The following is a 24,599-nucleotide window of genomic DNA, read 5'->3' on the forward strand; positions in this document are numbered from 1 at the left end:
CCACGCCGTGCAGTCCACCGCCTCGGGCGCGACCCGCGTGATCCGCGCCGTCACCGGGCCACTGGCCGGCAGGCTCGTCTGCCAGATAGCGCCGTCGATGATCTGCAGGCAGGGGTCGCCGGGGCCCCGGCGCAGCGGAGACAGGGTCAGCGCGGGACTCGCGGGCCCGGAAAAGGTGACGGTGCGGCAAAGCGAACTGTTGATGACGTGATCATAGGGACGCCGTTTCCACGTTGACCGCTTCGCATCACCACGCCACGATGAAGACGTGGCCACCCCGTTCGACGATCCGCAGGCGGAATTGGCGTGGATGTTCCTGCAGGGCATCTGTGGCGATGACGACCTGGACGAGATTTTCACCCTGGTCAGTGACGACTTCAGCTACTGGAGCATCCTGACCCGCCAGGCGATCGACGCGGGCGCCCTGCGCCAGCAGGTGGAGGAGCGCCGCCACGGCCTGCGGATCACACTGGATCTGACCCGCTGCATCAACGAGGGCGAGACCGTGGTGATCGAGGCGCACGGCGACTGTGTGACCGCCGACGGCGGCCACTACGACAGCCCGCTGGTGTTCATCGTCGACTGCCACGACGGCCGGATCGTGTCGGTGCGCGAGTACACCGAGACCCGGTTCGCCGCGGAGGTGCTGGGGATCTAAGCCGCGCCGACGCTGATGTCGGCCTTGTCCGGGTAGAAGGCGAGATGCCCGGCGATCGCGGCGACCGCGGGAAACGGTTGTTCGTAAGTCCAGATCGCATCGGTGACGGTCTGGCCGGCCGCGGTGGTCACGCTGTAGTAGGCGGCGTCGCCCTTGAACGGGCAGTATGTGGTGGTCTCGGTCCGGCTCAACATCTCGCGCCGGACGTCAGCCAGCGGAATGTACTGCACCGCAGGGCGGGTCGATTCCTGCAGCGTCAACGCGTCGTCGGTGTCGGCGACGACTTCGCCGCCGATGCGCACCGTGACGTGCCGGCCGGTCGGGGTCACGGTGATCGGGTATTCGGCAGTCGGAATGTGGACAGGTCGGCTGCCCGAGTCGTGCTGGGTCATGCGGCGGTCCCTCGCTTCCTGGCGTCACGCAATTTCATCCAGAAACGCGCCGCCTCCCGGATCGATTCCTCCACCGGCCGAGGCTGCCAGCCCAACTCGCGCACCGCCTTGGCGTGGTCGACCTCGGACTCCGCGCGCATCATCCGGACCGACTTCAGGGACAACTCGGCGTCCTTGCCGCCCAGCCGGGCCTTCAGCGCGCCCAGTGCCCCCAGGGCATACAGCATCGGCACCGAGATCGACCGCGCCGGCGCCGGCACCCCGGCCTCGTCGGCCGCGATCGCGATGATCTCGGCGTTGGTGATCATGCGCTCGGAGATCAGGTACCGCTCCCCGTTGCGGCCGTGCGCGGCGGCCAGGATCAGCGCCTGCGCCGCGTCGTCGACCCCGACGGCCTCCAGCCGGATGCCGTCCATCACGAACGGCAGCTTGCCGTAGACGGCGCCGGCGATGAACGCGCCGTGCGGGGTGCGGCCCCAGTCGCCGTCGCCGTAGGTGCTCGATACGCACATCGCCACCGCCGGCAGTCCGGCGTCGGCCGCATAGCGCAGCACCAGGTCTTCGGCCTGCACCCGGGACCGCACGTAGGGGGTCAGCCGGCGGCGGTCGATCTGGTCGGCCTCGGTGGCGACGTGGCCGCGGCGACGGCCGACGGTCACGTAGCTGCTGGTGAATACGAACCGGCGCAGGCCGGCCGCGATCGGCTCCTCGACCGCCACGTCGAGGACGTTGCGCAGACCTTCGACGTTCGTGCGAAACAGCGGGGCCGGATCGCGCAGCCAGGCGCGGGTGTCGACGACGCAGTAATAGATGTCGTCGCAGCCGGTCATCGCCTCGCGCAGCGTGGCGGTGTCGAACACATCGCCGTGGTAGCGGGTGACGTCGAGGTCGTCGATCCCGATGGTGTTGGCGTTCGGGCGCACCATGACCCGGACGTCTTCACCGGCATCGACGAGCTGGCGTGTGACGTGCGAGCCGAGGAATCCGTTGGCGCCGATCACGAGTTTGGGTTTGCCGCGCACGACTTACACCTCGTACTGCTGCAGCCAGGCGGCCGCCTCGTCATCCAACGTGCCGAGCTCACGCGCCTTGCGGCACCATTTCACCGACGCGGCCACGAAGCGCAGCGGGTTGTAGATGTCCTCCTGCCGGCGCCACAGGCCGTCGCCGGCGTAGGTGATGATCGAGATGTTGGTGGCACTGATGACGGTGCCGTCGCCGGGATCGCGCATCGGGTTGTCCAGTTCGCAGATGATCCGCCCGCCCTCCTCGTCGATGACCGTCCACAGCGACGGGAACTCGGTCATGTAGCTGCCCGGGAATGTCGACATCGTCTGGCGGATCCAGCGGCGCACCTCCTCACGGCCGTGCATGGTGCCCATCGCGTGCTCGACGTATTCGACGTCGGGGGTGTAGTGGGCCACCCAGGCGTCCCAGTCCTGGGTCTCGGCGGCGCGGGCGACGGTCTGCTCGAAGGTCTCGAATGCGGCCGCGAGCTCGGCGCGGCTGAACTGCGGATTCGTCATGCAAAGAACTAGAACACGTTCTATCGATGTTGTCGAGGGCGACCGGATTCGAATCTGGGTTTATATTCGGTTCGATGTTACGGTGACGCCGTCGACTCACCGGTCGGAAGGAGATCGCCGTGACGTCCAGCAAACCGGCCGTCGGCCTGCATCACGCGGCCTACGCCTGCGCCGACCTGGCGGCGACGCACCGCTTCTACCAAGACCTGCTGGGGTTTCCGCTGGTCCACACCGAGGTCGAGCACCTGCAGGACGGCTTCTTCCGACACGTGTTCTACGACCTCGGCGACGGCTCGTGCATCGCGTTCTTCGACCTGCACGGCGTCGGTGAGAAACCCGACTGGTCGAGTTCGTTGTCGCGCCCGAACGGCCTGCCGGTGTGGGTGAATCACGTGGCGTTCCGGGCCACCGAGGAGAAGCAGAACGAAGTCCGCGCCCGGATGGACGCCGCCGGGATCACCGCGCTGATGGACGTCGACCACGGCTGGTGCCACTCGTTGTACTACCTGGACCCCAACGGCATCATGGTCGAGTTGTGCCGGGACACCCCGGGTTTCGAGCGCAATCCGGAGCAGGCGCATGCGCTGCTGACCAGCACCGAACGGGCGGCCGACCCCAAGGTGGTCACGTCCCGCTCGAACACCACCCAGCTCGGCTGAACCGGCGCGCATGGGCCTCGACTCGCTGACGACGCTCGCCGTCGCCCACGACGGGCCGGTGGCCCGGGTGCTCATCGACCACGGCGAGCTCAACCTGATGGACGCCGCGATGATGGGCGACCTGTGGCGGCTGGTGAAATGGCTGCGCGCCGCGGGCGATCACATCCGGGTAGTTGTGCTGGAAAGCGCCAACCCGGAGTTCTTCATCGCCCACGTCGACCTGGCACTGCTGCAGGCCTCGACCGATGATCCCGAAGCCGCGGTCGGCTCGTTCCAGGACCTGGTCGGTGCGTTCCGGGCGCTGGATCAGCTCACCATCGGAGTGGTCGCCGGGCGGGTGGCCGGCGGCGGCATGGAACTGCTGGTGAACCTGGATCTGCGGTTCGCGGTCACCGGCCGGGCGGTGTTCAACCAGATCGAGACCGGGATCGGCGTCATCCCCGCCGGCTCGGGCCCGCAACATCTGCACCGGCTGCTGGGGCGGGGCCGGGCGCTGGAGGTGATGCTGGCCCACGACGACCTCGACGCCGAGCTCGCCGAACGCTACGGACTGGTCAACCGGGCGCTGGATGCGGGCGGCGCCCCGGCGTTCGTCGACCGGCTGGTGGGGCGCATCGCCACGGTGCCGCTGGCCGACATCGCCGCCATCAAGGCCACCTTGGCCGCTCCGGACGTCGACACCGGGTTGGCGGTGGAGCGTTCGGCGTTCGCGCAGGTGCTCGGCCGGGGCGAGGCGCTGCCCAGGATGCAGCGCTTCCTGGCCGCCGGCGGCCAGACCGCGGCCGGTGAACGCCGGCTCGCCGAGCTGGTGGCCGGCCTCGACACGACGGAACCGGCGTGACGGCCCGGGGCGAGGTGGCCGGTGCGTCCGCCGATGGCCGTCCCACCGTGCGGGGCCGCGACACCCAGGCACGCCTGGAACAGGCCGCCCGCGAGGTGATCGCCCGCAAGGGCTTCTTCAAGACGACGATCACCGACATCACCTCGGCGGCAAAGCGCTCACCGGCGTCGTTCTACCACTACTTCGAATCCAAGGAAGACCTGCTGGCATCGCTCGCCGAGGACTTCCGATCCTCGGCCAAAAGCCGTGCGGTGCAAGCGTTGCACCCCGGCCAGGACTTACGCGCGATCATCGAGGAATCGGTGCGGGCGCACTGGGAGACCTACCGCGACCACCTGGGCGTCATGGTCGGGGTGTTCCAACTGGCGATGATCAACGACGAGTTCGCCCAGCGCTGGCGCGACATGTGCGCCGACGCGATCGACTGGGTGGCGCAGACGGTGCGGATGGCCCAGCGCGAGGGCTACGGGACCGACGCGGACCCGGAGCTGGTCGGCTCGGCCATCGTCGCCATGCTCAACCACTTCACCTATGTCTGGCTGGTGGCCGGCGGTGACGTGGCGGGCCGCGAACTCGACGACGAAGCGGCGATCAAAACGCTCACCGACACCTGGTATCGCTCGGTGAGCTGGCGCGAACAGGGTTCATGACAAAAGGAGTTGTGCAGTGGCGGTAACACGGGAATTCGTTTCGCTGACATCGGCAACCGGGGCGGTGAACCCGGCCGGGTATCACCCCGCGCAGGGGCTGTACTGGACCCCGGCCGGGGCCAAGCCCAAGGTGGCCGTGATCGCCAGCCACTACAACGTGGACTTCGCCGAGCACTACCTGGCGCCGCTGATCGCCGAACGCGGCTACGGCTTCCTGGGCTGGAACACCCGGTTCCGCAGCGGTGAATCGATCTTCCTGCTCGAACACGCGCTGCTGGACATCGCGGCGGGGGTGCAGTGGCTGCGCGAGCAGGCCGGCGTCGAGACAGTGGTGCTGCTCGGCAACTCCGGGGGCGGATCGTTGATGGCCGCCTACCAGTCCCAAGCCGTCGACCCGCACATCACTGCGGTCGGCGGCGGTCCGGTGCCCGATGCGGTCAACAGCCTGCCGCCCGGCGACCTGTACGTCTCTACCCAGGCCCACGCGGGGCGCCCTGAGGTGCTGACGGCCTGGATGGACCCGTCGGTGACCGACGAGTCCGACCCGCTGTCGTGCGACCCGGACCTGGACATGTACGCCGAGCGCAACGCCCCGCCCTACACCCCGGAGTTCCTCACCCGCTACCGCCAGGCGCAGCGGGACCGCAACGATCGGATCACCGCGTGGGCGCAGGCGGAATTGCAGCGACTCAACGCCGCCGGAACCTACGATCGCTCGTTCTCGGTGCACCGGGTGTGGGCCGACCCGCGCTACCTGGATGCCTCGATCGACCCGTCGGACCGTCCGCTGAACCGGTGCTACCTGGGTGATCCGCGCCGCGCCAACCGGGCGCCGTACAACATCGCCGCGCACTGCACGCTGCGGACCTGGCTGTCGATGTGGAGCCTGCAGACCTCGTTCTGTCAGGGCGCCCCGCACCTGGGCCGGATCACCCTGCCCGCCTTGGTGATCCAGGGCACCGCGGACACCGGTGTCTTCCCCAGCGACGCCCACCACATCCACGACTCGCTGGCCAGCGCCGACAAGCAACTGCACCTCATCGCCGGTGACCACTACTTCGAGCAGCCCACCGACAGCCGGACCGTCTGCGCCGATCTGGTGGCGTCCTGGATCGCCGAACGAGTTTGATGGCCGCGCTCGACTTCGACTTCCGCGACCCGGACCTGCATGCCGATCCGCTGACGTATCAGCGGCGGTTCGCCGCGGCCGACCCGGTGCACTGCAACAGCCAGGGGCTGTGGGTGTTGACCCGGCACGCGGACGTGCTGGCGATGCTACGCGACGAACGCGCCGGCACCGACCGACGAAACCTCTACCGCAACAAGCTCGATGCCGGCCGGCCCTATCTGACCCACGTCGAGCACAACCTGTTCTACCGGTCCGGTGACGATCACCGCCGGCTGCGGGCCCCGCTGTCGCGGGCGTTCACCCCGCGGGCGCTGGCCTCCTTCGAATCCGAGGTCGCCGCCCGCGCCCGCTCGTTGGCGGCCGCGCTCGACCCCGCCGGTTTCGACCTGGTGGCCGAGTTCGCCAAGCCGTTGCCGCTGGGGGCCATCGCCACCCTGCTGGGGGTGCCCGACAGCGAACTGGACAACCTGCAGGACTGGTCGATGGCGCTGATCGCCGCTCTGGAACCGGCGGCACCCCGGTCGGTGTTCACCGCCGCCGACAACGCCGCGGCCGGGATGAAGGCCCTGCTCGCTGATCTGCTGGCGCTGCGTCGCGCCGCCCCCGGCCACGATCTGCTGTCGGTGGTGGCCACCAGCGGGCTGCCGGTGTCCGACGACGAACTGCTGCACAACGCCATCTTCTTGTTGTCGGCCGGCCACGACACCACCACGGCGGTACTCACCGGGGCGACCGCGTTGCTGATCGAGGATCCCGGGCAACGGCGCCTGCTGGCCGACGCCGGGGGCGCCCCGCACGCCGTCGACGAACTGGTCCGGCTCATCAGCCCGGCCATGATGATCTCCCGGGTGGCCGAGGCGCCGATCGAGATCGGCCGCGGCACGGACACCGCCGTCATCGGTCCCGGCGCCCCGATCCTGCTCGGGCTGGCCGCCGCCAACCGGGATCCGGCCGTGTTTCCCGAGCCCGACCGGCTCGACCTGGCCCGGCCGCAGACCGGCCACCTGGGCTTCGGGTTCGGTCCGCACGTCTGCCTGGGCGCACCGCTGGCCCGGATGCAGATCCGCGTGGGGCTGCTCGCGCTGTTCGACCGGTTCCCCGGGTTGGCCGCAGCGGCGCCGCCACACCGAGAGCCCAGCGCGGTGCTGACCAGCTACCGGTCCTACCCGCTGGCGGGCGCGGCCTGAGTCGGGATAATCGGGAACATGACTGATTACCAGAGGGCGATCCTGGCCGGCGGCTGCTTCTGGGGCATGCAGGACCTGATCCGCAAGCAACCCGGCGTAGTGGCCACCCGCGTCGGTTACACCGGCGACCCCCATGTCCCCAATGCCACCTACCGCAATCACGGAAACCATGCCGAGGCCATCGAGATCAGCTACGACCCCTCGGCGACCGACTATCGCAGCCTGCTGGAGTTCTTCTTCGCCATCCACGACCCGACCACCCGCAACCGGCAGGGCAACGACGTCGGGCCCAGCTACCGTTCGGCGATCTTCTATCTCGACGACGAGCAGCGGCAGATCGCGCTGGACACCATCGCAGAGGTGGACGCATCCGGACGCTGGCCCGGCAAGGTGGTGACCGAGGTCAGCCCGGCCGGTGATTTCTGGGAGGCCGAGCCCGAGCACCAGGACTACCTGGAGCGGTTCCCCGGCGGCTACACCTGCCACTACATCCGGCCGGAGTGGCAGCTACAGCGCCAGCCCTAGCCGCCTCGGCCACCGAACAGTTAGTGGCCGTGCGTCCGTAGCTGATACAGCCCGCGGGTGGTGGCCACGGTGTTGCCGTCGGCGTCGGTGACCACCGCCTCCAGCGTGTAATCGGCCTTGCCGCGTTCGGCGGCCTCGGCGCCGATCCGGGCGATCTCGGCGGCGTCGAGGCGGGCCTCGGCGCGCAGCTGCGAACGGGCCATCCCGACGAACGAGATGTCGATGTTCTTCACCAGCGGGAAGTATTTGGCGGTGTCGAAACTGCTCAACGCGATGATGCCGCCGAGGACCTCGGCCACGGTGAACTGCACGCCGGCATAGACCACCCCGAAGTGGTTGCCGTTGCCCTCGAACGCGACGGTGGCGGCGGCGTAACCGTCGCCGACCTCGACGACTTGCACCCCCATCCGATGCGCGGCGGGGATGGTGTGCTCGATCGCGGCGTTGAACATCTCGACACGTGGCGCGGCCTGGTCGCTCATCAGCGCATCTTAGCCGCGGCGTCGTACGGTGATTCGCCCGCCGTTCTTCGGTGTGAACGCCACTCCGCGGGAGTGGTACTTCTCCCCCGGCGCCGCAGTCGGCTCGATAGTGAAGTGCCGCAACACGGTTCGCAGCACCAGATCCATCTCCAGGTTGGCGAACGCCGAGCCCGGGCAACGTCGGCTGCCGCCGCCGTAGGGCAGCCATTCGAATGCCGACGGGCTGCCGTCGAGGTAGCGCCGCGGATCGAAGCGGTCCGGCTCGGCGAACACGGCGGGATTCTGGTGGATCTGGTTGATCCCCACGATCACCCCGTACCCGCGGGGAATGACCCAGTCGCCGATCTGGATGCTGGGCGCGTAGACGTGCCGGCCGGCGAAGTCGATCACGGTGCGCACCCGCTGGACTTCGCGAATCGTGGCGCGGCGCAACTTGTTCTCGTCAGTGTCGGCCTCTGCGGTGAGCTCGTCGAGCAGCCCCGGGTGGCGGCTCAGCCGCTCGAACACCCAGGCCATCGTCGACGCTGTGGTCTCATGGCCGGCCGCCAGGAAGGTCAGCAGTTCGTCGCCGATCTCCTGGCGGGTCATCGCCGTACCGTCGTCGTAGCTGCTGCTCAGCAGCAGAGTCAGCACGTCGGTGCGGTTCTCGAAGTTCGGGTCGGCGCGCACGTCGGCGATCAGCTTGTCCAGAATCGCTTCGTACTGCTCACGCCACGCCGCCAACCGGCCCCACGGGGTGAACCGCCCATAGTTGCGGACCGGCAGGGGCAGCGCCACCAGCCGGGAGCCGAGCGTCACCCACTTGGGCAGACCTACCCGCAACTGGTCCAGTTCAGCGCCTTCGGCCCCGAAGATCGCCCGCAGAATCACGTTCAGGGTGATCCGGTTCATCGGCGACAGCGTTTCGAAGGGTTTGCCGATCGGCCAGTCGGCGATCTCGCGGCGCGTCTCCTCGACGACGATCTGCTCGTAGGACCGAATGCTCTTGCCGTGGAACGGCGGGCTCAACAGATTGCGGCGGCGGCGGTGCTCGGCACCGTCGAGGGCGAACACCGAACCGGGCCCGAGGATCCGGGACAGGTTGGGCTGGATGTTGCCGAGCTCCTCGGGGTTGGCCAGGAACACCTGCTTGGCCAGGTCCGGTTCAGTCACGAAGACCGTCGGCCCGAACACCGGGCTGTCGACGGTGAAGGCGGCCCCGTAGCGACGCGTCAGGGCGCCCATCAGCCGACGGCGGTCCAGGGTGAACAGCAAGGCGCTCACACCCTTGGGAATCCGCGGTTTCGGCGGAAGCCTGATCGCCGGTGAATCCGCGGCGTCGAGTCGCTGCGTGGTCTGGCTGGTAACCGTCTGGGTCATGCACTGCCTCCCGAGGCGATCCGTGGTACCGACGCGTACCAAACGCTTGTCGAACACGGTACTCTCTAGTACCAGAGACTGGCAAGGCTTGACGGGAAAGGTGCGGCGATGACGACGCTGGCAACCGAGGGCGAAGTGACGGAAACCGCCGACCCGTTTCGCCGCCGGCTGCTCGAGGGCCTTGCCGACGCGATCGCCGAGCGCGGCTACCGGGCCAGCACCGTTGCCGATATCGTGCGCGCCGCCCGCACCTCCAAACGGACCTTCTATGACCGCTTCGCCAGCAAGGAGGAGTGCTTCCTGGAGTTGTTGCGCGCCGACAATGAGGCACTGGCCCAGCGGATCCGCACCGCAGTCGATCCGCAGGCCGACTGGCAGGAGCAGATTCGGCAGGCGGTGGGCGCCTACGTCGCCCAGATCCAAGCCCGGCCCGCCATCACGTTGAGCTGGATCCGGGAACTGCCGTCGCTGGGTGAAGTAGCGCGACCGGCCCAGCGGCGCGGCCTGGACCTGATGTCGAATCTGCTCGTCGAGCTCAGTGGCAGCCCGGGGTTCCGCCGTGCGGACCTGCCGCCGTTGAGTCCGGCGCTGTCGGTGATCCTGCTGGGCGGGCTGCGGGAGCTGACCGCGCTGGCCGTCGAGGACGGTTCCGACATCGGCGCGATCATCGAGCCGGCGGTCGATGCGTCGATTGCCCTGCTCGGCCCGCGGCGCTGATCTACCGTTAACCCGTCAGGCGCATCGGAGAATCCGGAGGACCGCCATGCGACTCTCAACGCGTAACCAGCTCACCGGAACCATCGCCGACTTGGATGTCGGGTCGGTCATGGCGGTGGTCAAGATCCGCCTCGACGGCGGCGAGCAGGTGATCACCTCGTCGGTCACCCGCGATGCCGCCCTGGAACTCGACCTCAAGGTCGGTCAGCCGGCGACGGTGTTCATCAAGTCGACCGAGGTCACCGTCGGCGTCGAGTAGCCGGTCACGTCCAGGGCAGCGCCAGTTTGCAGATCTTGCGGACCACACTGCCGAACTGCTTGAGCAGCGGGCCGGTGTTGTACGGGACGCCGTAACGCTCGCAGATCTCGCGCACCTGCGGTGCGATCTCGGCGTAGCGGTGCGCCGGCAGGTCGGGGAACAGGTGGTGCTCGACCTGGAACGACAGGTTGCCGGTCAGGATGTGGAACCACTTGCCGCCGGTCAGGTTCGCCGAACCGAGGATCTGGCGGTAGTACCACATGCCGCGTGACTCGTTCTCGGCCTCCTCGACGGTGAATTCCTGTGTGCCGTCGGGGAAGTGCCCGCAGAAAATGATGGTGTAGGCCCACACGTTGCGCATCAGGTTGGCGGTCAGGTTGCCGGCGAACACCAGCGGGGCGAACGGGCCGGCCAGCAGCGGGAACGCGACATAGTCCTTGAGGGTCTGGCGACGCACCTTCTGCCAGGTCTCCCGCAGCATTTCGCGTTTATCGGCAAGTCCGATCTCTCCGGCGCGGATGCGCTCGGCCTCCAGCTCGTGCACCGCCACCCCGTACTGGAACAGCACCATCAGCAGGAAGGCGTAGAGCGGGTTGCCCAGGAAGTAGGGCTCCCAGGGCTGCTTCTCGCTCATCCGCAGGATCCCGTAGCCGACGTCGCGGTCCATCCCGACGATGTTGGTGTAGGTGTGGTGCATGTAGTTGTGCGAGTGCCGCCACTGGTCGGCGGGGCAGGCGGTGTCCCACTCGAAGTGCTTGCCGTACAACGCCGGTTCGCCCATCCAGTCGTACTGGCCGTGCATGACGTTGTGGCCGATCTCCATGTTGTCGAGGATCTTCGACAGCCCCAGCATCACCGTTCCGGCCAGCCAGGCCGGCGGGATGATGCTGAAGAACAGCAGCGCGCGCCCGCCGACCTCCAGGGTGCGCTGCGCCTTGATGATGTTGTGGATGTACTCGGCGTCGCGCTCGCCGAGGTCATCGAGGACGCTTTGGCGGATGGCGTCGAGTTCGGCGCCGAAGGCGTCGAGGTTGAGCGGAAGGTCCGAGCGGGTGAGCAGCTGCGGCTGCTCGGTCTGCGGGCGCTCGAGGACTGACTGTGTCATGGTTGGCTCCTTGGGTTTAGAGGTCGATGTCGACGTCGCCGACGGGCACCGACACACAGATCTGGATGTCTTCGCTCTCGGCGGTCGAGACCGCTCCGGTGATCAGGTTTCGCACCGTGCCGGCGGTTTTGCGGCAGGTGCAGCTGTGACAGATGCCCATCCGACATCCGCTGGCCGGTTGCAGTCCAGCCGATTCAGCCTGCTCCAGCAGTGATCGTCCGTCGTCGACCACCCCGATGGTGCTGCCGAGGAAGGTGACCCGGCCACCGGACGGGTCGGCGGTGAATTGCGGCGGCACGAAGCTCTCCGAGATCGCGTCGGGCCGCTGCTCGCGCACCGCGGCCACCAGCGCCGGCGGGCCGCACACGTACACCGCGTCCGGCTCCGGTCCGGCCGCGCGCAGGTGCTCGGCGTCGAAGTGGCCCCGCAGGTCGCCGGCTTCCGGTGCGCGGGTGTAGCCGTGCAGCACCTGCACCCGCGGCATCGCGGCGAGTTCGTCGCGGTAGCAGGCCTCCTCGGGAGTGCGCGCGTAGTGGATGAACGTCACGCGGCCCGCGTAGCGTTCGGCGAGCAGGGTGCGCAGCATCGACATCACCGGCGTGATGCCGCTGCCGCCGGAGACCAGCAGGATGCGCCGCGGGCGGGTCGCCGGCAGCACGAAGTCGCCGCCGACGTTGTCCAGGCCGACGACCATGCCGGGCCGGGCGGTGCGGTACAGATGCTCGGAGACCAGACCGCCCTCGTGGCGCCCGATCGTCAGCTCGAGGAGCCGCTGCCCCTCGGCGCTGGCCGGCGAGTAACACCGGGTGCGCCGGCGCCCGTCGATCTCGACGGACAGGTTGATGTGCTGGCCCGCCTTGAACCCGCCGAACGCGTCGTTGGGTTCCAGCAGCAGGGTCACGCTGCGTGGGGTGGCGCGCCGCACCGCGACCACCCGGGCGCGGGCGTCGTTGCGGGTCCAGGTCGGCGACACCAGTTCGGTGTAGCGGTCGACCCCGTGAGGGCCGGTGAGCAGGTCGACCAGGCTGGAGCCCAGGACCCGCCGCGTCAACGTTTGAGTGAACATATGTACACAGTGAACACTTGTTTACGATCCGTCAAGGGCTAGTCGGCCGGTTGTGTTACGATTCACATCCAGTGAACACTCGTACGCCCAATTCCCGGTCGGGGCGAACCCGGCCACCGCGGCCGCCGCGTCCCGAGCGTCCGGCCCGGCCCGAACGACCGGAGCGGGTGTCGCGCGAGGAGCGCAAGGAGGCCACCCGCCGCGCCATCATCACCGCGGCGCTGACCCTGGTGGGGGAACGCAGCTTCAGCGCGCTGAGCCTGCGCGAGGTGACCCGGGCCGCCCACATCGTGCCTGCGGCGTTCTACCGCCATTTCGAGTCGATGGACGCGCTGGGCCTGGTGCTCATCGACGAGTCATTCGGGGCGCTGCGCGATACGCTGCGCGACGCCCGGACCGGCGGGGTCGACCCCAACCGGATCATCGAGTCCTCCGTGGAGGTGCTGGCCGACAGCGTGGCGTCGCGCCGCGAGCACTGGCGGTTCATCAACCGGGAGCGGTTCAGCGGAATGACGGTGCTGCGCTACGCGATCCGCACCGAGATCCGCTTGATCACCGCTGAGCTGGCCACCGACCTGGCGCGTTTCCCGGCGCTGAGCACGTGGAGCACCGAGGATCTCAACGTCCTGGCGGGACTGTTCGTCAACGCGATGACCGTCACCGCCGAGGCCATCGAGGAGGCCCCGGACGAGGAGACCCTCGCTGAGATCAAACAGGTTGCCGTCAAACAACTCCGGATGATCGCTGTGGCTGTCGGCGGCTGGCGCAGCAATACCTGAGCAGCAGCTGATCACGGCAGCTCGGCGATCTATCGTGCGGGCACGAGCCTGGAGATACCGGCCGCTGCGTAAACCTTGTCTTCGTCCAGCGTTTCGTGCTCGAGCAATGCGGCGACGATATTGTCGAGACGACTCTGGTTGTCGCGCAGAATATCTCGCGCCTCAGCGTAACAGGACTCGATCAGTCGGCGGACTTCTTCGTCGACGGTGCTCAGCATCGCATCGGAGACTCCCGCCATGCGCGGGTCGCCCTCTTTCGGCAACACCGATACCGGACCGATGCGCTCGGACATACCCCACCGACCGACCATGCCCCGCGCGATGTTGGTGCAGGTCTCCAGGTCGCTCTCCGAGCCGGTGGTGACCACACCGAAAACCTCTTCCTCCGCGGCCATGCCGCCGAGTGCCCCGATGATGCGTCCACGCAGGTATTCGGCCGAATAGCCGTAGCGGTCTTCCTCCGGAGTCGACAGCGTGACACCGAGTGCGCGACCGCGCGGGATGATCGACACCTTCCGCACCGGGTCGGCGCCGGGTTGCAGCATCCCGATCAGGGCGTGGCCTGCTTCGTGGTAGGCGGTCCGGCGGCGGTCCTCGGCCGGCAACACTACGGTTCGCGCGGTGCCCAGCTGGATCTTCTCCAGGGCCTCACTCAGGTTCCGGGCGGTCACCTCGGATTGGCCTGCCCCCGCGGCGGCCAAGGCGGCCTCGTTGACGAGGTTGGCGAGGTCGGCCCCGGTCATGCCCGGCGTCGCGGCGGAGACGCGGTCAAGATCCACGTCGCCGGCCAACGGCACCTTGCGGGTGTGTACCCGCAGGATGTCGGTGCGCCCGTTGCGGTCGGGCGGATTGACAACGATGTTCCGGTCGAACCGGCCGGGCCGCAGCAGTGCCGCGTCGAGGATGTCGGGGCGGTTGGTCGCGGCGAGTACCACCACGCCTTCGGATCCGCTGAAGCCGTCCATCTCGGCGAGGATCTGGTTGAGGGTCTGTTCGCGCTCGTCATGTCCGCCAACGCTGATGGCATTGCTGCGGGAGCGTCCGATGGTGTCGATCTCATCGATGAAGATGATTGCCGGCGCGACCTTACGCGCCTCCTCGAACAGTTCGCGGACCCGGTAGGCGCCCACACCGACGATCATCTCGATGAACTCCGAACCGCTGGCGGAGAAGAACGGCACATCCGCTTCTCCAGCGGTGGCCCGGGCCAGCAGCGTCTTCCCGGTACCCGGTAGTCCGCTCAGCAGCACGCCTTTGGGCGCCCGGGCGCCGAGCTTGCGATACTTGTCCGGATCGCGCAGAAAGTCCACCACTTCGCTGAGCTCGGCTTTGACCTCGTCGATGCCGGCGACGTCGGCGAAGGTGGTGCGAACCGATTCCGGGTCCACCGGCTTGCGTTTCTTACCGCCGCCAAGGCCGCCGAACATCCCTCCCATTCCGGCCATCGCCTTCCGGCTGCGTCTGAAAATCCAGTACCAGAAGCCGAAAAGCAGCAGCATGGGCGCGAACGAGATCAGCAGGTTCAGCAGCACGCCCCGCTCCTGCGTCAAGGGTTCCGCCGAAACCGTTGTGCCGCTGGTCTCCAGCGCCGCGAGCAGATCATCCTGAGCGAAAGTCGGTCGGTGAGTGGTGAACCGCTGATAGGTGCTGGCGTTCTCCGCCGAGGCGTCCTGAGTGGGTACCGGCTTGGGCTCACGCAGCGTGCCCTCGATGGTGTCGCCACGCGAGAACACCTCGGCTACGTTGTGCTGCTCGACCTGCACCGTGAAATCGGTGTAGGGGATCTCGGTGGGTCCGCCGAGACCGTCCTGAACCGACAGGGAACCGAACACCAGCAGGTAACCCACTCCGAGATAGATCAGCACCCGCCACCATCTCGGCCGCTGGGGCCGGTCATCTGTCTCGTGATCCGGGGCCGGCAGGCCCTCGGTGCGCCAAGGCTTCGGCGGCCCCTCCCGCGACGGCTTTGGAGCTTCGCCGTTGCCAGCCGACGGTGAGACGTCCTTGCGAGTGGCCATATGGAATGATCGCCCGCCCGCGAGCGATGTGGCAATCCCTCGGCACCCGGCACCTTTTGCCGCTCGGCGTCGCCGGGCATGTCCTCGAGCCGACGCAAACCCCAGCTATGACCCGCGCATCCCGCCAAGGAACTGACCACCACAACCCTCTTCGATGCCATGGCACCGTTTGGGCAGCGGGCCGAATTCACCCGGGCGCAGTTCCGTGACGCCGGCGCGCACCCATTCGCGCCGGATCTTTTTGCTGCATCGGCTGATAACGTCGGCTACTCCCGTGGCTGCGAAAACCGTTGCGGAGCAACCATGTGATCACCTGCAGGACGGGTTCGCCGCTGCCGGGAAGTGTCAGCCGCAGGCGATTACGCTGGAACCGTTCGGGCTGGTCCTGCTTCAACGGCGGCACGGCCTGCACGGTCCTGTGCGACATATTCACTGAGACCAAAGGAGAACGATGACAACTCCATCTCATCCAGGTGAGCGGCAAGGCGGTGCCGGCATCAGTCGACAACTCATCGCGTCGTTCGACAACTACTGGGGCGCGCAACGGTTGGTCGACCGCATGTCTGATGGCGGGTATCCCGTTGAGAACGTCAGCATTGTGGGCGACGGCGTGCGAACCGTAGAACACGTCACCGGCCGCATGACCAATGGCAGGGCGGCGTTGGCCGGCGCGGGCAGCGGAGCGTGGTTCGGTTTGCTGATCGGTTTGCTGCTGGGCATTTTCACGGCAGCGCCGGTGTGGTTGACCGTTCTGTTCGTTGCGATCGTCATCGGAGCAGTGTGGGGAGCCATCTTCGGCTTTGTGGCACATTGGTCGACTCGCGGCCAGCGCGATTTCTCGAGCGTCCAAACCCTGGAAGCACAACGGTACGACGTCTATGTCCCGACGGAGCATGCTGCCGCGGCTGTGCGCTACGTTGAATCTTCCTAGCGAGTCCGCCCGAACCGAAGGGCGCTTGACGGGCCTTATCAGGTCGGCCAGGCGATCAGCTCAAGTTCGCAATCGATGACGTGCCCGACGGTGTCGTCCCTCAGCTGCCCGGCCCTTCCGTCCGTCTGGTTCTCCGCAGCCGGCGGCATGGCGGCGAGTCTATCGAGTTCCCGGGTGGCGACCGGTCCGACGTTCCACCCCGCCGGAATGGACCCCGACTGCGCCGTTGCACGACTACGGCAACCGGCCCGGGCAGGGCTATCCCAGAGAATCCTCAGTAACATCCTGGCAAAATGATCGGCCTACGAGAGAAAGCTGAGTTTTCCCTGTCTAACTGTTACTGTCGCCGCCAACTGTTCCGCACAACTTCGGCGACGGGAAATCGATCGTGACGTCAATCAAGCAGTTCCTGTGTGGTGCGACCGTGGCCGGCATGGTCGCCGGGACCGGAGCGGCCGTCGGGGTGCCGTCGGGGTTATCCGCGGTGACCGCCGACTGGCTGCTCGCCGCCGAGCACGTGCTGCTGATCGGCCTCGACGGCGTCAACCTCTCCAAAGTCCTGGAGTACGCCTACGACGACGATAGCGGCTTCAAGACGGCGATGGACCAGGGCATCACCGGGGCCGCAAGCCTGACCAATCACACAACGCTCTCCGGGCCGTCGTGGTCGACCGTCCTCACCGGCGTGTGGGACGACAAGCACGGGGTCTTCAACAACGTGTTCCGGCCCGAGCCGTACAACCAGTGGCCGACGGTGTTCAACCTGATCGAGTACCACAAGCCCGAAGTCGACACCACGATCATCAGCAACTGGCAGTACCTCAACAACCTGGCTGCCGCGGGCGGTTATGCGGCCGACAACAACATCTTCGTCCCGGCGGAGGACAGTCCGGCCGACTCCGACGCGCTGGTCACCGCGCTCACCATCGCCCAGATCCTGGGCACCCAGGACAACCCGGATGACATCTCGAGTTTCCTGTTCTCCTACCAGTCCCAGGCCGACCACGCCGGACACTCGTTCGCCGGCGGGTCGGACGAGTACATGCAATCGATCATCAACCTCGGGGCCAACATCCAACAGATTCTGGCCGCGATCGCCCAGGTGCAGGCGATCACCGGCGATGACTGGTCGGTCATCCTCACCACCGACCACGGTCACCAGCAGACGGTGACCCTGCCGGGTCTCAGCATCGGCCACGGCTTCCAGTCGCCCAACGAGACTTCGACTTTCGTCATCTTCGACCAAGCCGGCGAGGACGCGCAGGACGGCACCCAGAACCTGGCTTACTCCACGGTCGACATCACGCCCACGATCCTGTCGCTGTTCGGCATCCCGCTGCGCTCAGACTTCGACGGGGTCTCGCTGGTGGACGACCCGACGGTGCTGAACAGCCACGTCACGCCTGTCGATCTCGAGCAGGCGCTGCTCGCGGCGATCGCAATGTACGGCTACCCGAATATCGGCAACGACCTCACGCTGGGCATCCGGACTGTGATCGGGTCGGTGCCGTACTTCCTCGACAAGTTTGTGACCCAGATCGACACCTTCCTGCAGTCGATCGTCGACCAGGACATCTTCCTGATCAGCGGGCTGGCCGAGATCGCCCAGCACATCAACGAATTCGTCGGCGGTCTGACGGTGAACGTGACCAACACGGTGGCACACGGATTCGCCTACCTGCTCGGGTCGGGCGTGATCGCCCCGACCGACGCACCGCTGCCGCTGCCGGGGGCCGCCGAGTTCACCGGATCGTTGGAGTCGCTGTTGGCCGGCGACACCTTCGCTGCCCCCGATACCGGCGACCTCGACCTGTCGCTGCTGCTCGACGTCGACGCGCTGCTGGGCTGACGCGGGCCATGACAACGCTCAAGCAGATCGTGTGCGGTACCGCCGTCGCCGGCCTGGTAGCCGGAGCCGGCGCGGCGGTGGGGACGCAGGTGGGTTTGTCGACCGTGACCGCCGATTGGCTGCTTGCCGCCGAGCATGTGCTGCTGCTGGGCACCGATGGCACCAATCTCGACAAGATCCTTGAGTACGCATACAACGACGACAGCGGATTCAAGATGCTGATGGATCGGGGCGTCACCGCCGCCACCACCATCGCCGGCCATCAAACGATGTCCACGCCGTCGTGGTCGACGATCCTCACCGGGGTCTGGGACGACAAGCACGGGGTGGTCAGCAACGTCTACCGGCCCGAGCCGTACACGACCTGGCCGTCGGTGTTCAACCTGATCGAGTACCACAAGCCGGACGTCGACACCACGGTCATCTCCGGTCGGGGCCTGTTCACCGAGATGGCCTCCACGGGTGGCTATCCCGCCGACAACATCATCGGCATCACCGGTGGTTCCAGCTCGGCGGAGACCGACGAGCTGGTGACCGCGGAGACCATCGCCAGGATCCTGGCCACCACGAACAATCCGAACATCGACACCTTCATGTTCTCCTACCAGTCCCAAGTCGACCACGCCGGACACTCCTACAGTGGCGGGTCGGAGGAGTACAGGGAAGCCGTCATCAACGTCGGAGCCAACTTCAAGCAGATCCTGGATGCGGTCGCCCAGGCCGAGGCGGCCACCGGTGACCGCTGGACGATCATCGCCGTGACGGACCACGGCCACCAGCAGACGGTGACTCTGCCGGGTTTCAGCCTCGGCCACGGCTTCCAGACACCCAACGAGACATCGAGTTTCATCATGTTCTCGCTGGCCGGGAACGAAGACCAGGCCGGAGGCCAGAACCTCAGTTACCAGACCGTCGACATCACACCCACGATCCTGCAGGCCTTCGGAATCCAGCTGCGCTCGGACTTCGACGGCGTCCCAATGCAAACCGACCCGGAGATCCTCAACGGCTTCATCATGCCGGTCGATCTCAAGCAATCCCTCACCGATGCGATCAACAGCTACGGCTACCCCGACATCGGCACCAACATCATGTTGAGCATCCGTGCGCTGGCCGGCGGAGCCGGTTTCTTCATCGGCAGCTACCTGCTTCCGCCCATCAGCAACTTCCTGCAGACGATCATCGACCAGGACATCTTCCTGATCAGCGGGCTGGCTCAGGGCGCCCAGTGGCTGCTCAACACCGTCGGAGGTGTGGTCGCAGACATCGCGACGGACTTGGGCAGAGCGGTGGCCTACCTGACCGGGGCCGGCGTCATCCCGCCGGAAGACGCACCGCTGCCGCTGCCGGGCAGCGCCGAGTTCTCCGATTCCGTGGCGGCGCTGTTGGCCGGGCACACCTTGGCCGTCCCCGACCTGGCGGACGCCGGCCTGGTCGACGCCGACCTGCCCCTGCTGCTCGACATCGACGCGCTGGTGGGCTGATAACGAGTCGTTTCGTCCACTAGGCACGGCAACGCCTACGCGCGATACCGTATAACCGCTACCGCGTTGGAGGTTCCGTGAATCTAGAGCAGATCGTTATCCCGTGAAGACTCCCATTTGCGAGCAGTACGGCATCGACTTCCCGCTGTTCGCCTTCAGCCACTGCCGCGACGTCGTGGCCGCCGTGACGAATGCGGGTGGTTTCGGCGTCTTCGGCGGCGCCGCCTACACCCCGGAACAACTCGATCGGGAGTTGAGCTGGATCGACGAGCAGGTGAAGGGCAAGCCCTACGGCATCGACATCATCGTGCCGGCCAAGTTCGAAGGTAAGGGCGAGAGCTTGTCCGGCCGTCAACTGTCGGACCGCATCCCCGATGAGTACAAGACGTTCATCACAAACCTGTTGGCCGAGCACGACATCGAACCCGACGACACGCCCCGCCTTGGGCCGCCCATGCTCGCCGGCAGTGCCGGGGAGCAACTGCTTGAGGTGGCCGTCGCCCATCCCATCAGGCTGATGGCGAACGCACTCGGCGTGCCGCCGGACTACATGATCAAGTCCGGTCAGGACCACGGCATCCCGGTCGCCGCCCTGGTCGGCGCCAAGGAACACGCTCTCAAGCAGGTGACCCACGGTGTTGACCTCATCGTCGCCCAGGGCACCGAGGCCGGCGGTCACTGCGGCGAGGTCTCCACGTTGGTGCTGGTGCCCGAAGTCATCGACGCCATCGATAACGCCGTGCCCGTGCTCGCCGCCGGCGGGATCGTCACCGGCCGGCAGATGGCCGCGTGCGTGGCCCTGGGTGCGGCCGGAGCCTGGACGGGTTCGGTGTGGCTCACCACCGAGGAAGCCGAAACCGCCCCGCACACCAAGCAGAAGATGCTGACCGCGACTTCACGCGACACGATCCGCTCCACCGGGCGCACCGGCAAGCCTGCCCGGCAACTGGTCTCGGAATGGACCGCCGCCTGGCGACCCAACGAAACCGGCCACCCGACACTGCCGCTGCCGCTGCAATCTATGCTGGCCGAGCCGGCGCTTCGTCGCGTCGACGCCCTCGCCGCCGCCGGGCACCCCGGCGCGCAAGCCCTGGCCACGTACTTCGTCGGCCAGGGCGTCGGCCTGATGAACAAGGTCAAACCCGCGCGCGAGGTGGTGTTCGAGTTCGCACAGGACTACCTTGCGGCCGCCGAACGGCTCGGGGATTCGGTCAGCAACTGACTACTACGGCTTGTGGGGCTCGCGCCACATCTTCCACAGCGTCGGCCCGCCGTTGGGCAAGGTGATCTCGCCGATCACCCGGAAGCCGAACCGCTCGTAATACGGCACGTTTTCTTCCTTGCTGGACTCCAGATACGCCGGGCAGTACTCGGCGTCGCAGCGCTCCAGCCGCGGCCGCATGACGGCCTGCCCGAAGCCGCGTCCCCGCACCGACGGGTCACTGCCGATCACCGCCAGATACCAGTGCGGCTCCTCGGGATGGTTGGCGTCCAACAGATCCGACAGCGCCCGGCCTCGCGACATGATCATCCGCCCTTGCGAAATACCGACGCCGAACGCCCGGAACATCGACGGCAGCATCCGCAGCTGCGTCCACGTCGACTGCTTCCAGCGGTTGGGCGGATCCCACAGCGCCGCCGCCCCCACCGTCGACCCGTCACACGCCACCTCGACCCCATTGCCGCCCAGATGATGGACCCGCGTCGAGGTGCCGAAATAGGTTGTCAACTGCGCTGTGCGGGCGGACTCGTCGGGCAGCATCCACACCGACACGGGGTCGTCGTAGAACGCCCGGCCCAGCATCTGCGCCAGCGGTGCGATGTCGGGCTTGTTCGCGGGCCGTACGTCAATCGCCATCTGGCCAGATTAGTGCCGCCCGCAGGGGCAGGATCAGTGGCTATGAGCACCTTGCTGTGGGACCAGCACACCTGCCTGCCGCTGCGTGGGGGCACCGAGGTGGCGCCGCTGACCCGCTACCAGCGCCCCGGCGGGGCGGTGCTCTCGGTCAACGCGGGCTATTCACCGCAACGCTTCGCCGACACCGTGGCCCTGCTGCGGCACTTCCGCAGCGCAATCGATGCCCACCCGGACCTGACCGCGGCGGCCGGCCTGGGCGACGTCGAGGCGATCACCGCCGCCGGAGGCATCGCGGTGGTGTTCGACCTGGAGGACTCCAACCCGCTCGACGACGATCTGGACAACCTGGCCGTGCTGGTCGAGTACGGGGTGCGCACCCTGCTGCCCACCTACAACCACGCCAACCGGGCCGGCCACGGCTGCCTCGACGCCGACGACAGGGGCCTCACCGCATGGGGCCGCGCGATCGTCGCGGAGATGAATGCCGTCGGCATGGTTGTCGACGGCTCGCACTGCAGCACCCGCACCGGGCTGGACCTGTGCGACGCCTCGACGCGGCCGGTCATCTACAGCCACTCCTGCATGGCCGCGATCTGGGATCACCCGCGCAACATCACCGACGATCAGGCCCGGGCGTGCGCGGCCACCGGCGGCGTCATCGGCATCACCGGAGTCGGAATCTTCCTGGGCCCCAACACCCCGACGCTTGCGACCATGACGCAGCACCTGGAGTACGCGGTCGAGCTGGTGGGCGTCGACCATGTCGGGGTCAGCACCGATTACTCGTTCGACCAGACCGAACTCAGCCAGGAGATGGCCGCCAACCCGCAGTTGTTCGACGACAGCTACACCCGCTGGGGACCGATCCAGTGGATGCCGCCGGAGACGTGGCTGGGTCTGCGCGAGCACCTTGCAGCACGCGGCTGGGCCGAGGGCGACATCGACGCGGTGCTCGGCGGCAACTTCCACCGGGTGGCCGCGCAGAGCTGGGGCAGCTAGCCATTCCGAACAAACGTCGCGGCCGCGATCGCCAAGGAGGCGAGGCGTTTACCCACCCGCAGCCGGTATCTCGGGCATAACCTGAAGCGAGACCGGACCGATCAGGAGGCAACAGTGAGCGACCACGACATTCGGATGATCGTCTTGTCCACCGACGACCTGGATGAATCGATCAAGTTCTACAGCGAGACGCTGGGCATGCCGCTGAAGTTTCGCGACGGCGCCCACTTCGCCGCCCTCGACGGCGGATCCGTGACCCTGGCGTTGGCGACCGCGGTCGATCACCCCATCCACGGCCAGGTCGTGGTCGGCATCAAGACCGACGACGTCGACGGCGCCGCCAAGGCGATCGAAGCCAGTGGCGGCGGAATCGTGAAGGGCCCCTACGACGATGCGCACGAGCGTCGGGCCGTGGTCTATGACAACAAGGGTAACGGGCTGGTGTTCTATAAGCCGCTGGCGCGGTAGGGAGTCAGCGTCGGGGCGGGCGGCCGGTAGCTTGTCGGCCGTCAGGGTCCGCTTGATTATGGGATCAGAAACCGATTGCGCTGCGGTGCGCGCCTTCTCGCTGAGGGCAGTGGTGAGCGTTCGCGCGGATTTCTCTCACTAATGGTGCCGTCATCCTTGCACCGGCAACCGCTGACCCGGCACTCGGCACAGATTGCCGCGACGCTGCGCTCGCGCTTGCAGAGTCCTACAGACGATGGCGGCTACATCAACTAAGGGGCCCGATGCCAGCCAATTCAAGGCAGCGCTCAAAGCTGTGGCTGCGCGGGAAGATGCGCTAAAGGAGTTGTGCGCCGCGTAGGTCCCTCCAGGTTTCAGGCTGCCGCGCTGGGTTCTGCACCCTTCGCCCTCCGAGGTCTTTAGGTAGCGTGCTCCGCCAAGCGGGAATCTTAGGCGCCACAAACCCGGACTGTACGCAGCGAAACCAACGATGTAAGCGAAGAAGCGGTGTTCGGGTCTACCATCCGCAATGTGACGCTGAAACCGCCGCCCTGGCCAGCACCTCAAGCGGCTCAACCGCACCGTCGCTCGTCGGTGTTGCCCGGGGTACTGGCAGTACTGGTTGCGTTTGCGGCATTAATCGTGGCGATCGTAGCGCTCACTCGGCTGCCAGCTACGCCGAGTTACACGGCAACTCAACGGGCTGAAGCGGAACGCGCCCGCTACGGCCAGCGCATCGACGAACTGGGTCCAACCTTGATCGACGCGGCCGGGGCCAGCACGCGCCTGCCGCGCATCGTGCAAACCGTCGCACAAACGATGGCCCGTAGATCCGGCGTCGCCGCCAACGAGGTCGACCTGTTCCGGCAGGTAGTCACCGACACCGCTGCGCGGGTACTGTCGGCCTATCCCGAGCACGCACCCAGAGATGTCGCCGACTGGATGCTGCCGGCCGCCGTCGACGCCCTCATCGAGGGGAGCGAGGAGCATGCCCGCTATGACCTGGCGGAGCACGACGCAGTAGCGGTACCGCACGGAGGGGTGACGCCATGACGGACCCGATCAAAGTCAACCCGCTGGACTACCTGGCGATAGCGGCCGGTCTTCCGCCGCTTCCGCTCCCGCTGGGACCTGTCCACCCGGGGGGAACGTCGCCGGTCGACGCCACGATGGCGGCCTTTGGCGCCGCGACCAACGCGGACTTGCCTGAAACCAACACCCAGCTCGCGCAGGACCACGCCGACCGAACCGGCCACGCTGCCGGCGCGGCCCAGAAGTTCGCCGCCAACGAAGCCGACGCGGTATCGAAGTTCGAGGGCGTCGCCGGCGAAGGCGACGCCACCATGGCGCAGCAGGGATCGCAGGAAGCGATGGGCGGAGCCATGCAGGGCATGACCGGCGCGATGCAGGGCATCACCGGCGCACTCAGCGGTGCGCTCGGCGCGGCGAGCCGGCTGCCGCAGGGGTTGATGCAGGCGGGCCAAGGCGCGTTGTCACCGCTGATGGGCGCGGCGCAATCCCTGGCCAAAGGGGGCCTCGGTGGCGCCACCCTCGCCTCGGACATCAGCCCAGACCCCGGGTTGGGTGGCGGTGACTTCGGCTCCGGCGGAGCTGGCGGCGGCGGCCTGGGCATGGGCACCACCCCCGCCAGCAACCTCGGGCCGCCGCCGGTGCCGGGC

At 67.3% G+C, this 24,599-nt stretch carries 27 protein-coding genes and 1 pseudogene; 18 read left to right on the forward strand and 10 right to left on the reverse strand.

What is annotated here, in order from left to right:
• Positions 1-204, reverse strand: a pseudogene (locus DQP56_RS25280) (DNA-3-methyladenine glycosylase 2 family protein); the annotation flags it as partial.
• A 64-nt stretch (positions 205-268) separates the two neighbouring features.
• Here DQP56_RS25280 and DQP56_RS13975 point away from each other — a divergent pair.
• A complete protein-coding gene (locus DQP56_RS13975; protein WP_112686357.1) occupies positions 269-658 on the forward strand; it encodes a nuclear transport factor 2 family protein in 390 nt (129 codons plus the stop codon).
• Here the strand turns inward: DQP56_RS13975 and DQP56_RS13980 are convergent.
• Genes DQP56_RS13980 through DQP56_RS13990 form a run of 3 tightly spaced genes read right to left on the reverse strand, consistent with a single transcriptional unit; the run spans position 655 to position 2,576 of the window.
• Entirely contained in the window at positions 655-1,050 is a 396-nt protein-coding gene (locus DQP56_RS13980; RefSeq protein WP_112686359.1) for a DUF427 domain-containing protein, read from the reverse strand. The genes DQP56_RS13975 and DQP56_RS13980 overlap by 4 nt on opposite strands.
• The gene (locus DQP56_RS13985; protein ID WP_112686361.1) at positions 1,047-2,072 is read right to left on the reverse strand and encodes an NAD-dependent epimerase/dehydratase family protein; all 1,026 of its coding nucleotides are present in this window, start codon (positions 2,070-2,072) and stop codon (positions 1,047-1,049) included. Before DQP56_RS13985 ends, DQP56_RS13980 begins: the two co-directional genes overlap by 4 nt.
• 3 nt (positions 2,073-2,075) lie before the next feature.
• Positions 2,076-2,576: a nuclear transport factor 2 family protein gene (locus tag DQP56_RS13990; protein ID WP_112686363.1), complete on the reverse strand. Its 501-nt coding sequence runs from the start codon at positions 2,574-2,576 to the stop codon at positions 2,076-2,078.
• Positions 2,577-2,695: 119 nt separating this feature from the next.
• On the opposite strand from DQP56_RS13990, the gene DQP56_RS13995 reads away from it, so the two are divergent.
• From DQP56_RS13995 to msrA, 6 genes are read left to right on the forward strand one after another with little or no spacing between them, the layout of a single operon-like run.
• Positions 2,696-3,235: a VOC family protein gene (locus tag DQP56_RS13995; RefSeq protein ID WP_165825026.1), complete on the forward strand. Its 540-nt coding sequence runs from the start codon at positions 2,696-2,698 to the stop codon at positions 3,233-3,235.
• Positions 3,236-3,245: 10 nt separating this feature from the next.
• Positions 3,246-4,076 (forward strand): enoyl-CoA hydratase/isomerase family protein, encoded by an 831-nt coding sequence (locus DQP56_RS14000; protein WP_112686367.1) that lies wholly within the window; start codon positions 3,246-3,248, stop codon positions 4,074-4,076.
• Positions 4,073-4,726, forward strand: coding sequence for a TetR/AcrR family transcriptional regulator (locus tag DQP56_RS14005; RefSeq protein ID WP_234825667.1), 654 nt, complete (start codon positions 4,073-4,075; stop codon positions 4,724-4,726). The genes DQP56_RS14000 and DQP56_RS14005 overlap by 4 nt, the downstream gene beginning before the upstream one ends.
• A 16-nt stretch (positions 4,727-4,742) precedes the next feature.
• Entirely contained in the window at positions 4,743-5,855 is a 1,113-nt protein-coding gene (locus DQP56_RS14010) for an alpha/beta hydrolase (protein ID WP_112686369.1), read from the forward strand.
• Complete coding sequence (locus DQP56_RS14015) at positions 5,855-7,042, forward strand: cytochrome P450 (RefSeq protein ID WP_112686371.1); 1,188 nt, start codon at positions 5,855-5,857, stop codon at positions 7,040-7,042. Before DQP56_RS14010 ends, DQP56_RS14015 begins: the two co-directional genes overlap by 1 nt.
• A gap of 18 nt (positions 7,043-7,060) precedes the next feature.
• Positions 7,061-7,567 carry a peptide-methionine (S)-S-oxide reductase MsrA gene (msrA, locus tag DQP56_RS14020; RefSeq protein WP_112686373.1) on the forward strand — a complete coding sequence of 169 codons (507 nt, stop codon included), beginning with the start codon at positions 7,061-7,063 and terminating at the stop codon, positions 7,565-7,567.
• A gap of 20 nt (positions 7,568-7,587) precedes the next feature.
• Here the strand turns inward: msrA and DQP56_RS14025 are convergent, their stop codons facing one another.
• Together DQP56_RS14025 and DQP56_RS14030 are read right to left on the reverse strand one after the other, a co-directional pair.
• Complete coding sequence (locus DQP56_RS14025) at positions 7,588-8,049, reverse strand: PaaI family thioesterase (RefSeq protein WP_112686375.1); 462 nt, start codon at positions 8,047-8,049, stop codon at positions 7,588-7,590.
• Between the two features lie 9 nt (positions 8,050-8,058).
• Positions 8,059-9,408 (reverse strand): cytochrome P450, encoded by a 1,350-nt coding sequence (locus DQP56_RS14030; protein ID WP_112686377.1) that lies wholly within the window; start codon positions 9,406-9,408, stop codon positions 8,059-8,061.
• A 108-nt stretch (positions 9,409-9,516) separates the two neighbouring features.
• Here DQP56_RS14030 and DQP56_RS14035 point away from each other — a divergent pair, with 108 nt between their 5' ends.
• Together DQP56_RS14035 and DQP56_RS14040 are read left to right on the forward strand one after the other, a co-directional pair.
• Positions 9,517-10,125 (forward strand): TetR/AcrR family transcriptional regulator, encoded by a 609-nt coding sequence (locus DQP56_RS14035; protein ID WP_112686379.1) that lies wholly within the window; start codon positions 9,517-9,519, stop codon positions 10,123-10,125.
• 46 nt (positions 10,126-10,171) lie between these two features.
• Complete coding sequence (locus tag DQP56_RS14040; protein WP_013827021.1) at positions 10,172-10,384, forward strand: TOBE domain-containing protein; 213 nt, start codon at positions 10,172-10,174, stop codon at positions 10,382-10,384.
• Between the two features lie 4 nt (positions 10,385-10,388).
• Here the strand turns inward: DQP56_RS14040 and DQP56_RS14045 are convergent, their stop codons facing one another.
• Together DQP56_RS14045 and DQP56_RS14050 are read right to left on the reverse strand one after the other, a co-directional pair.
• Positions 10,389-11,489, reverse strand: coding sequence for a fatty acid desaturase family protein (locus tag DQP56_RS14045; RefSeq protein ID WP_234825668.1), 1,101 nt, complete (start codon positions 11,487-11,489; stop codon positions 10,389-10,391).
• A 16-nt stretch (positions 11,490-11,505) separates the two neighbouring features.
• Positions 11,506-12,555, reverse strand: a complete 1,050-nt coding sequence (locus tag DQP56_RS14050) for a flavin reductase family protein (RefSeq protein ID WP_112686381.1) — start codon at positions 12,553-12,555, stop codon at positions 11,506-11,508.
• 71 nt (positions 12,556-12,626) lie between these two features.
• Between DQP56_RS14050 and DQP56_RS14055 the strand changes: the two genes are divergently transcribed.
• Positions 12,627-13,334: a TetR family transcriptional regulator gene (locus tag DQP56_RS14055; RefSeq protein WP_435673865.1), complete on the forward strand. Its 708-nt coding sequence runs from the start codon at positions 12,627-12,629 to the stop codon at positions 13,332-13,334.
• Between the two features lie 29 nt (positions 13,335-13,363).
• On the opposite strand, the gene ftsH is transcribed toward DQP56_RS14055, so the two are convergent.
• The gene (ftsH, locus tag DQP56_RS14060) at positions 13,364-15,352 is read right to left on the reverse strand and encodes an ATP-dependent zinc metalloprotease FtsH (protein ID WP_112686385.1); all 1,989 of its coding nucleotides are present in this window, start codon (positions 15,350-15,352) and stop codon (positions 13,364-13,366) included.
• A gap of 451 nt (positions 15,353-15,803) precedes the next feature.
• Here ftsH and DQP56_RS14065 point away from each other — a divergent pair, with 451 nt between their 5' ends.
• The 4 genes from DQP56_RS14065 to DQP56_RS14080 all read left to right on the forward strand — a co-directional run bounded on the left by DQP56_RS14065 (position 15,804) and on the right by DQP56_RS14080 (position 20,838).
• Positions 15,804-16,283 carry a general stress protein gene (locus tag DQP56_RS14065; RefSeq protein WP_112686387.1) on the forward strand — a complete coding sequence of 160 codons (480 nt, stop codon included), beginning with the start codon at positions 15,804-15,806 and terminating at the stop codon, positions 16,281-16,283.
• Between the two features lie 388 nt (positions 16,284-16,671).
• Positions 16,672-18,132 (forward strand): alkaline phosphatase family protein, encoded by a 1,461-nt coding sequence (locus tag DQP56_RS14070; protein ID WP_112686389.1) that lies wholly within the window; start codon positions 16,672-16,674, stop codon positions 18,130-18,132.
• An 8-nt stretch (positions 18,133-18,140) separates the two neighbouring features.
• The gene (locus DQP56_RS14075; protein ID WP_112686391.1) at positions 18,141-19,616 is read left to right on the forward strand and encodes an alkaline phosphatase family protein; all 1,476 of its coding nucleotides are present in this window, start codon (positions 18,141-18,143) and stop codon (positions 19,614-19,616) included.
• Positions 19,617-19,719: 103 nt separating this feature from the next.
• Positions 19,720-20,838 carry an NAD(P)H-dependent flavin oxidoreductase gene (locus tag DQP56_RS14080; protein ID WP_112686393.1) on the forward strand — a complete coding sequence of 373 codons (1,119 nt, stop codon included), beginning with the start codon at positions 19,720-19,722 and terminating at the stop codon, positions 20,836-20,838.
• Positions 20,839-20,841: 3 nt separating this feature from the next.
• On the opposite strand, the gene DQP56_RS14085 is transcribed toward DQP56_RS14080, so the two are convergent.
• Positions 20,842-21,474 carry a GNAT family N-acetyltransferase gene (locus DQP56_RS14085; RefSeq protein ID WP_112686395.1) on the reverse strand — a complete coding sequence of 211 codons (633 nt, stop codon included), beginning with the start codon at positions 21,472-21,474 and terminating at the stop codon, positions 20,842-20,844.
• 42 nt (positions 21,475-21,516) lie between these two features.
• Here DQP56_RS14085 and DQP56_RS14090 point away from each other — a divergent pair, with 42 nt between their 5' ends.
• The 4 genes from DQP56_RS14090 to DQP56_RS14105 form a co-directional block, all read left to right on the forward strand.
• Complete coding sequence (locus tag DQP56_RS14090) at positions 21,517-22,473, forward strand: dipeptidase (protein ID WP_112686397.1); 957 nt, start codon at positions 21,517-21,519, stop codon at positions 22,471-22,473.
• Between the two features lie 135 nt (positions 22,474-22,608).
• Positions 22,609-22,941 carry a VOC family protein gene (locus DQP56_RS14095; RefSeq protein WP_250150500.1) on the forward strand — a complete coding sequence of 111 codons (333 nt, stop codon included), beginning with the start codon at positions 22,609-22,611 and terminating at the stop codon, positions 22,939-22,941.
• Positions 22,942-23,451: 510 nt separating this feature from the next.
• Positions 23,452-23,973 carry a DUF5631 domain-containing protein gene (locus DQP56_RS14100; protein WP_234825669.1) on the forward strand — a complete coding sequence of 174 codons (522 nt, stop codon included), beginning with the start codon at positions 23,452-23,454 and terminating at the stop codon, positions 23,971-23,973.
• Positions 23,970-24,599, forward strand: a 630-nt coding sequence (locus DQP56_RS14105; protein ID WP_112686399.1) for a hypothetical protein, incomplete at its 3' end; no start/stop codon positions are given. The genes DQP56_RS14100 and DQP56_RS14105, both read left to right, overlap by 4 nt.

This window comes from Mycolicibacter senuensis (assembly GCF_003284925.1).
GTDB classification, from domain to species: Bacteria; Actinomycetota; Actinomycetes; order Mycobacteriales; family Mycobacteriaceae; genus Mycobacterium; species Mycobacterium algericum_A.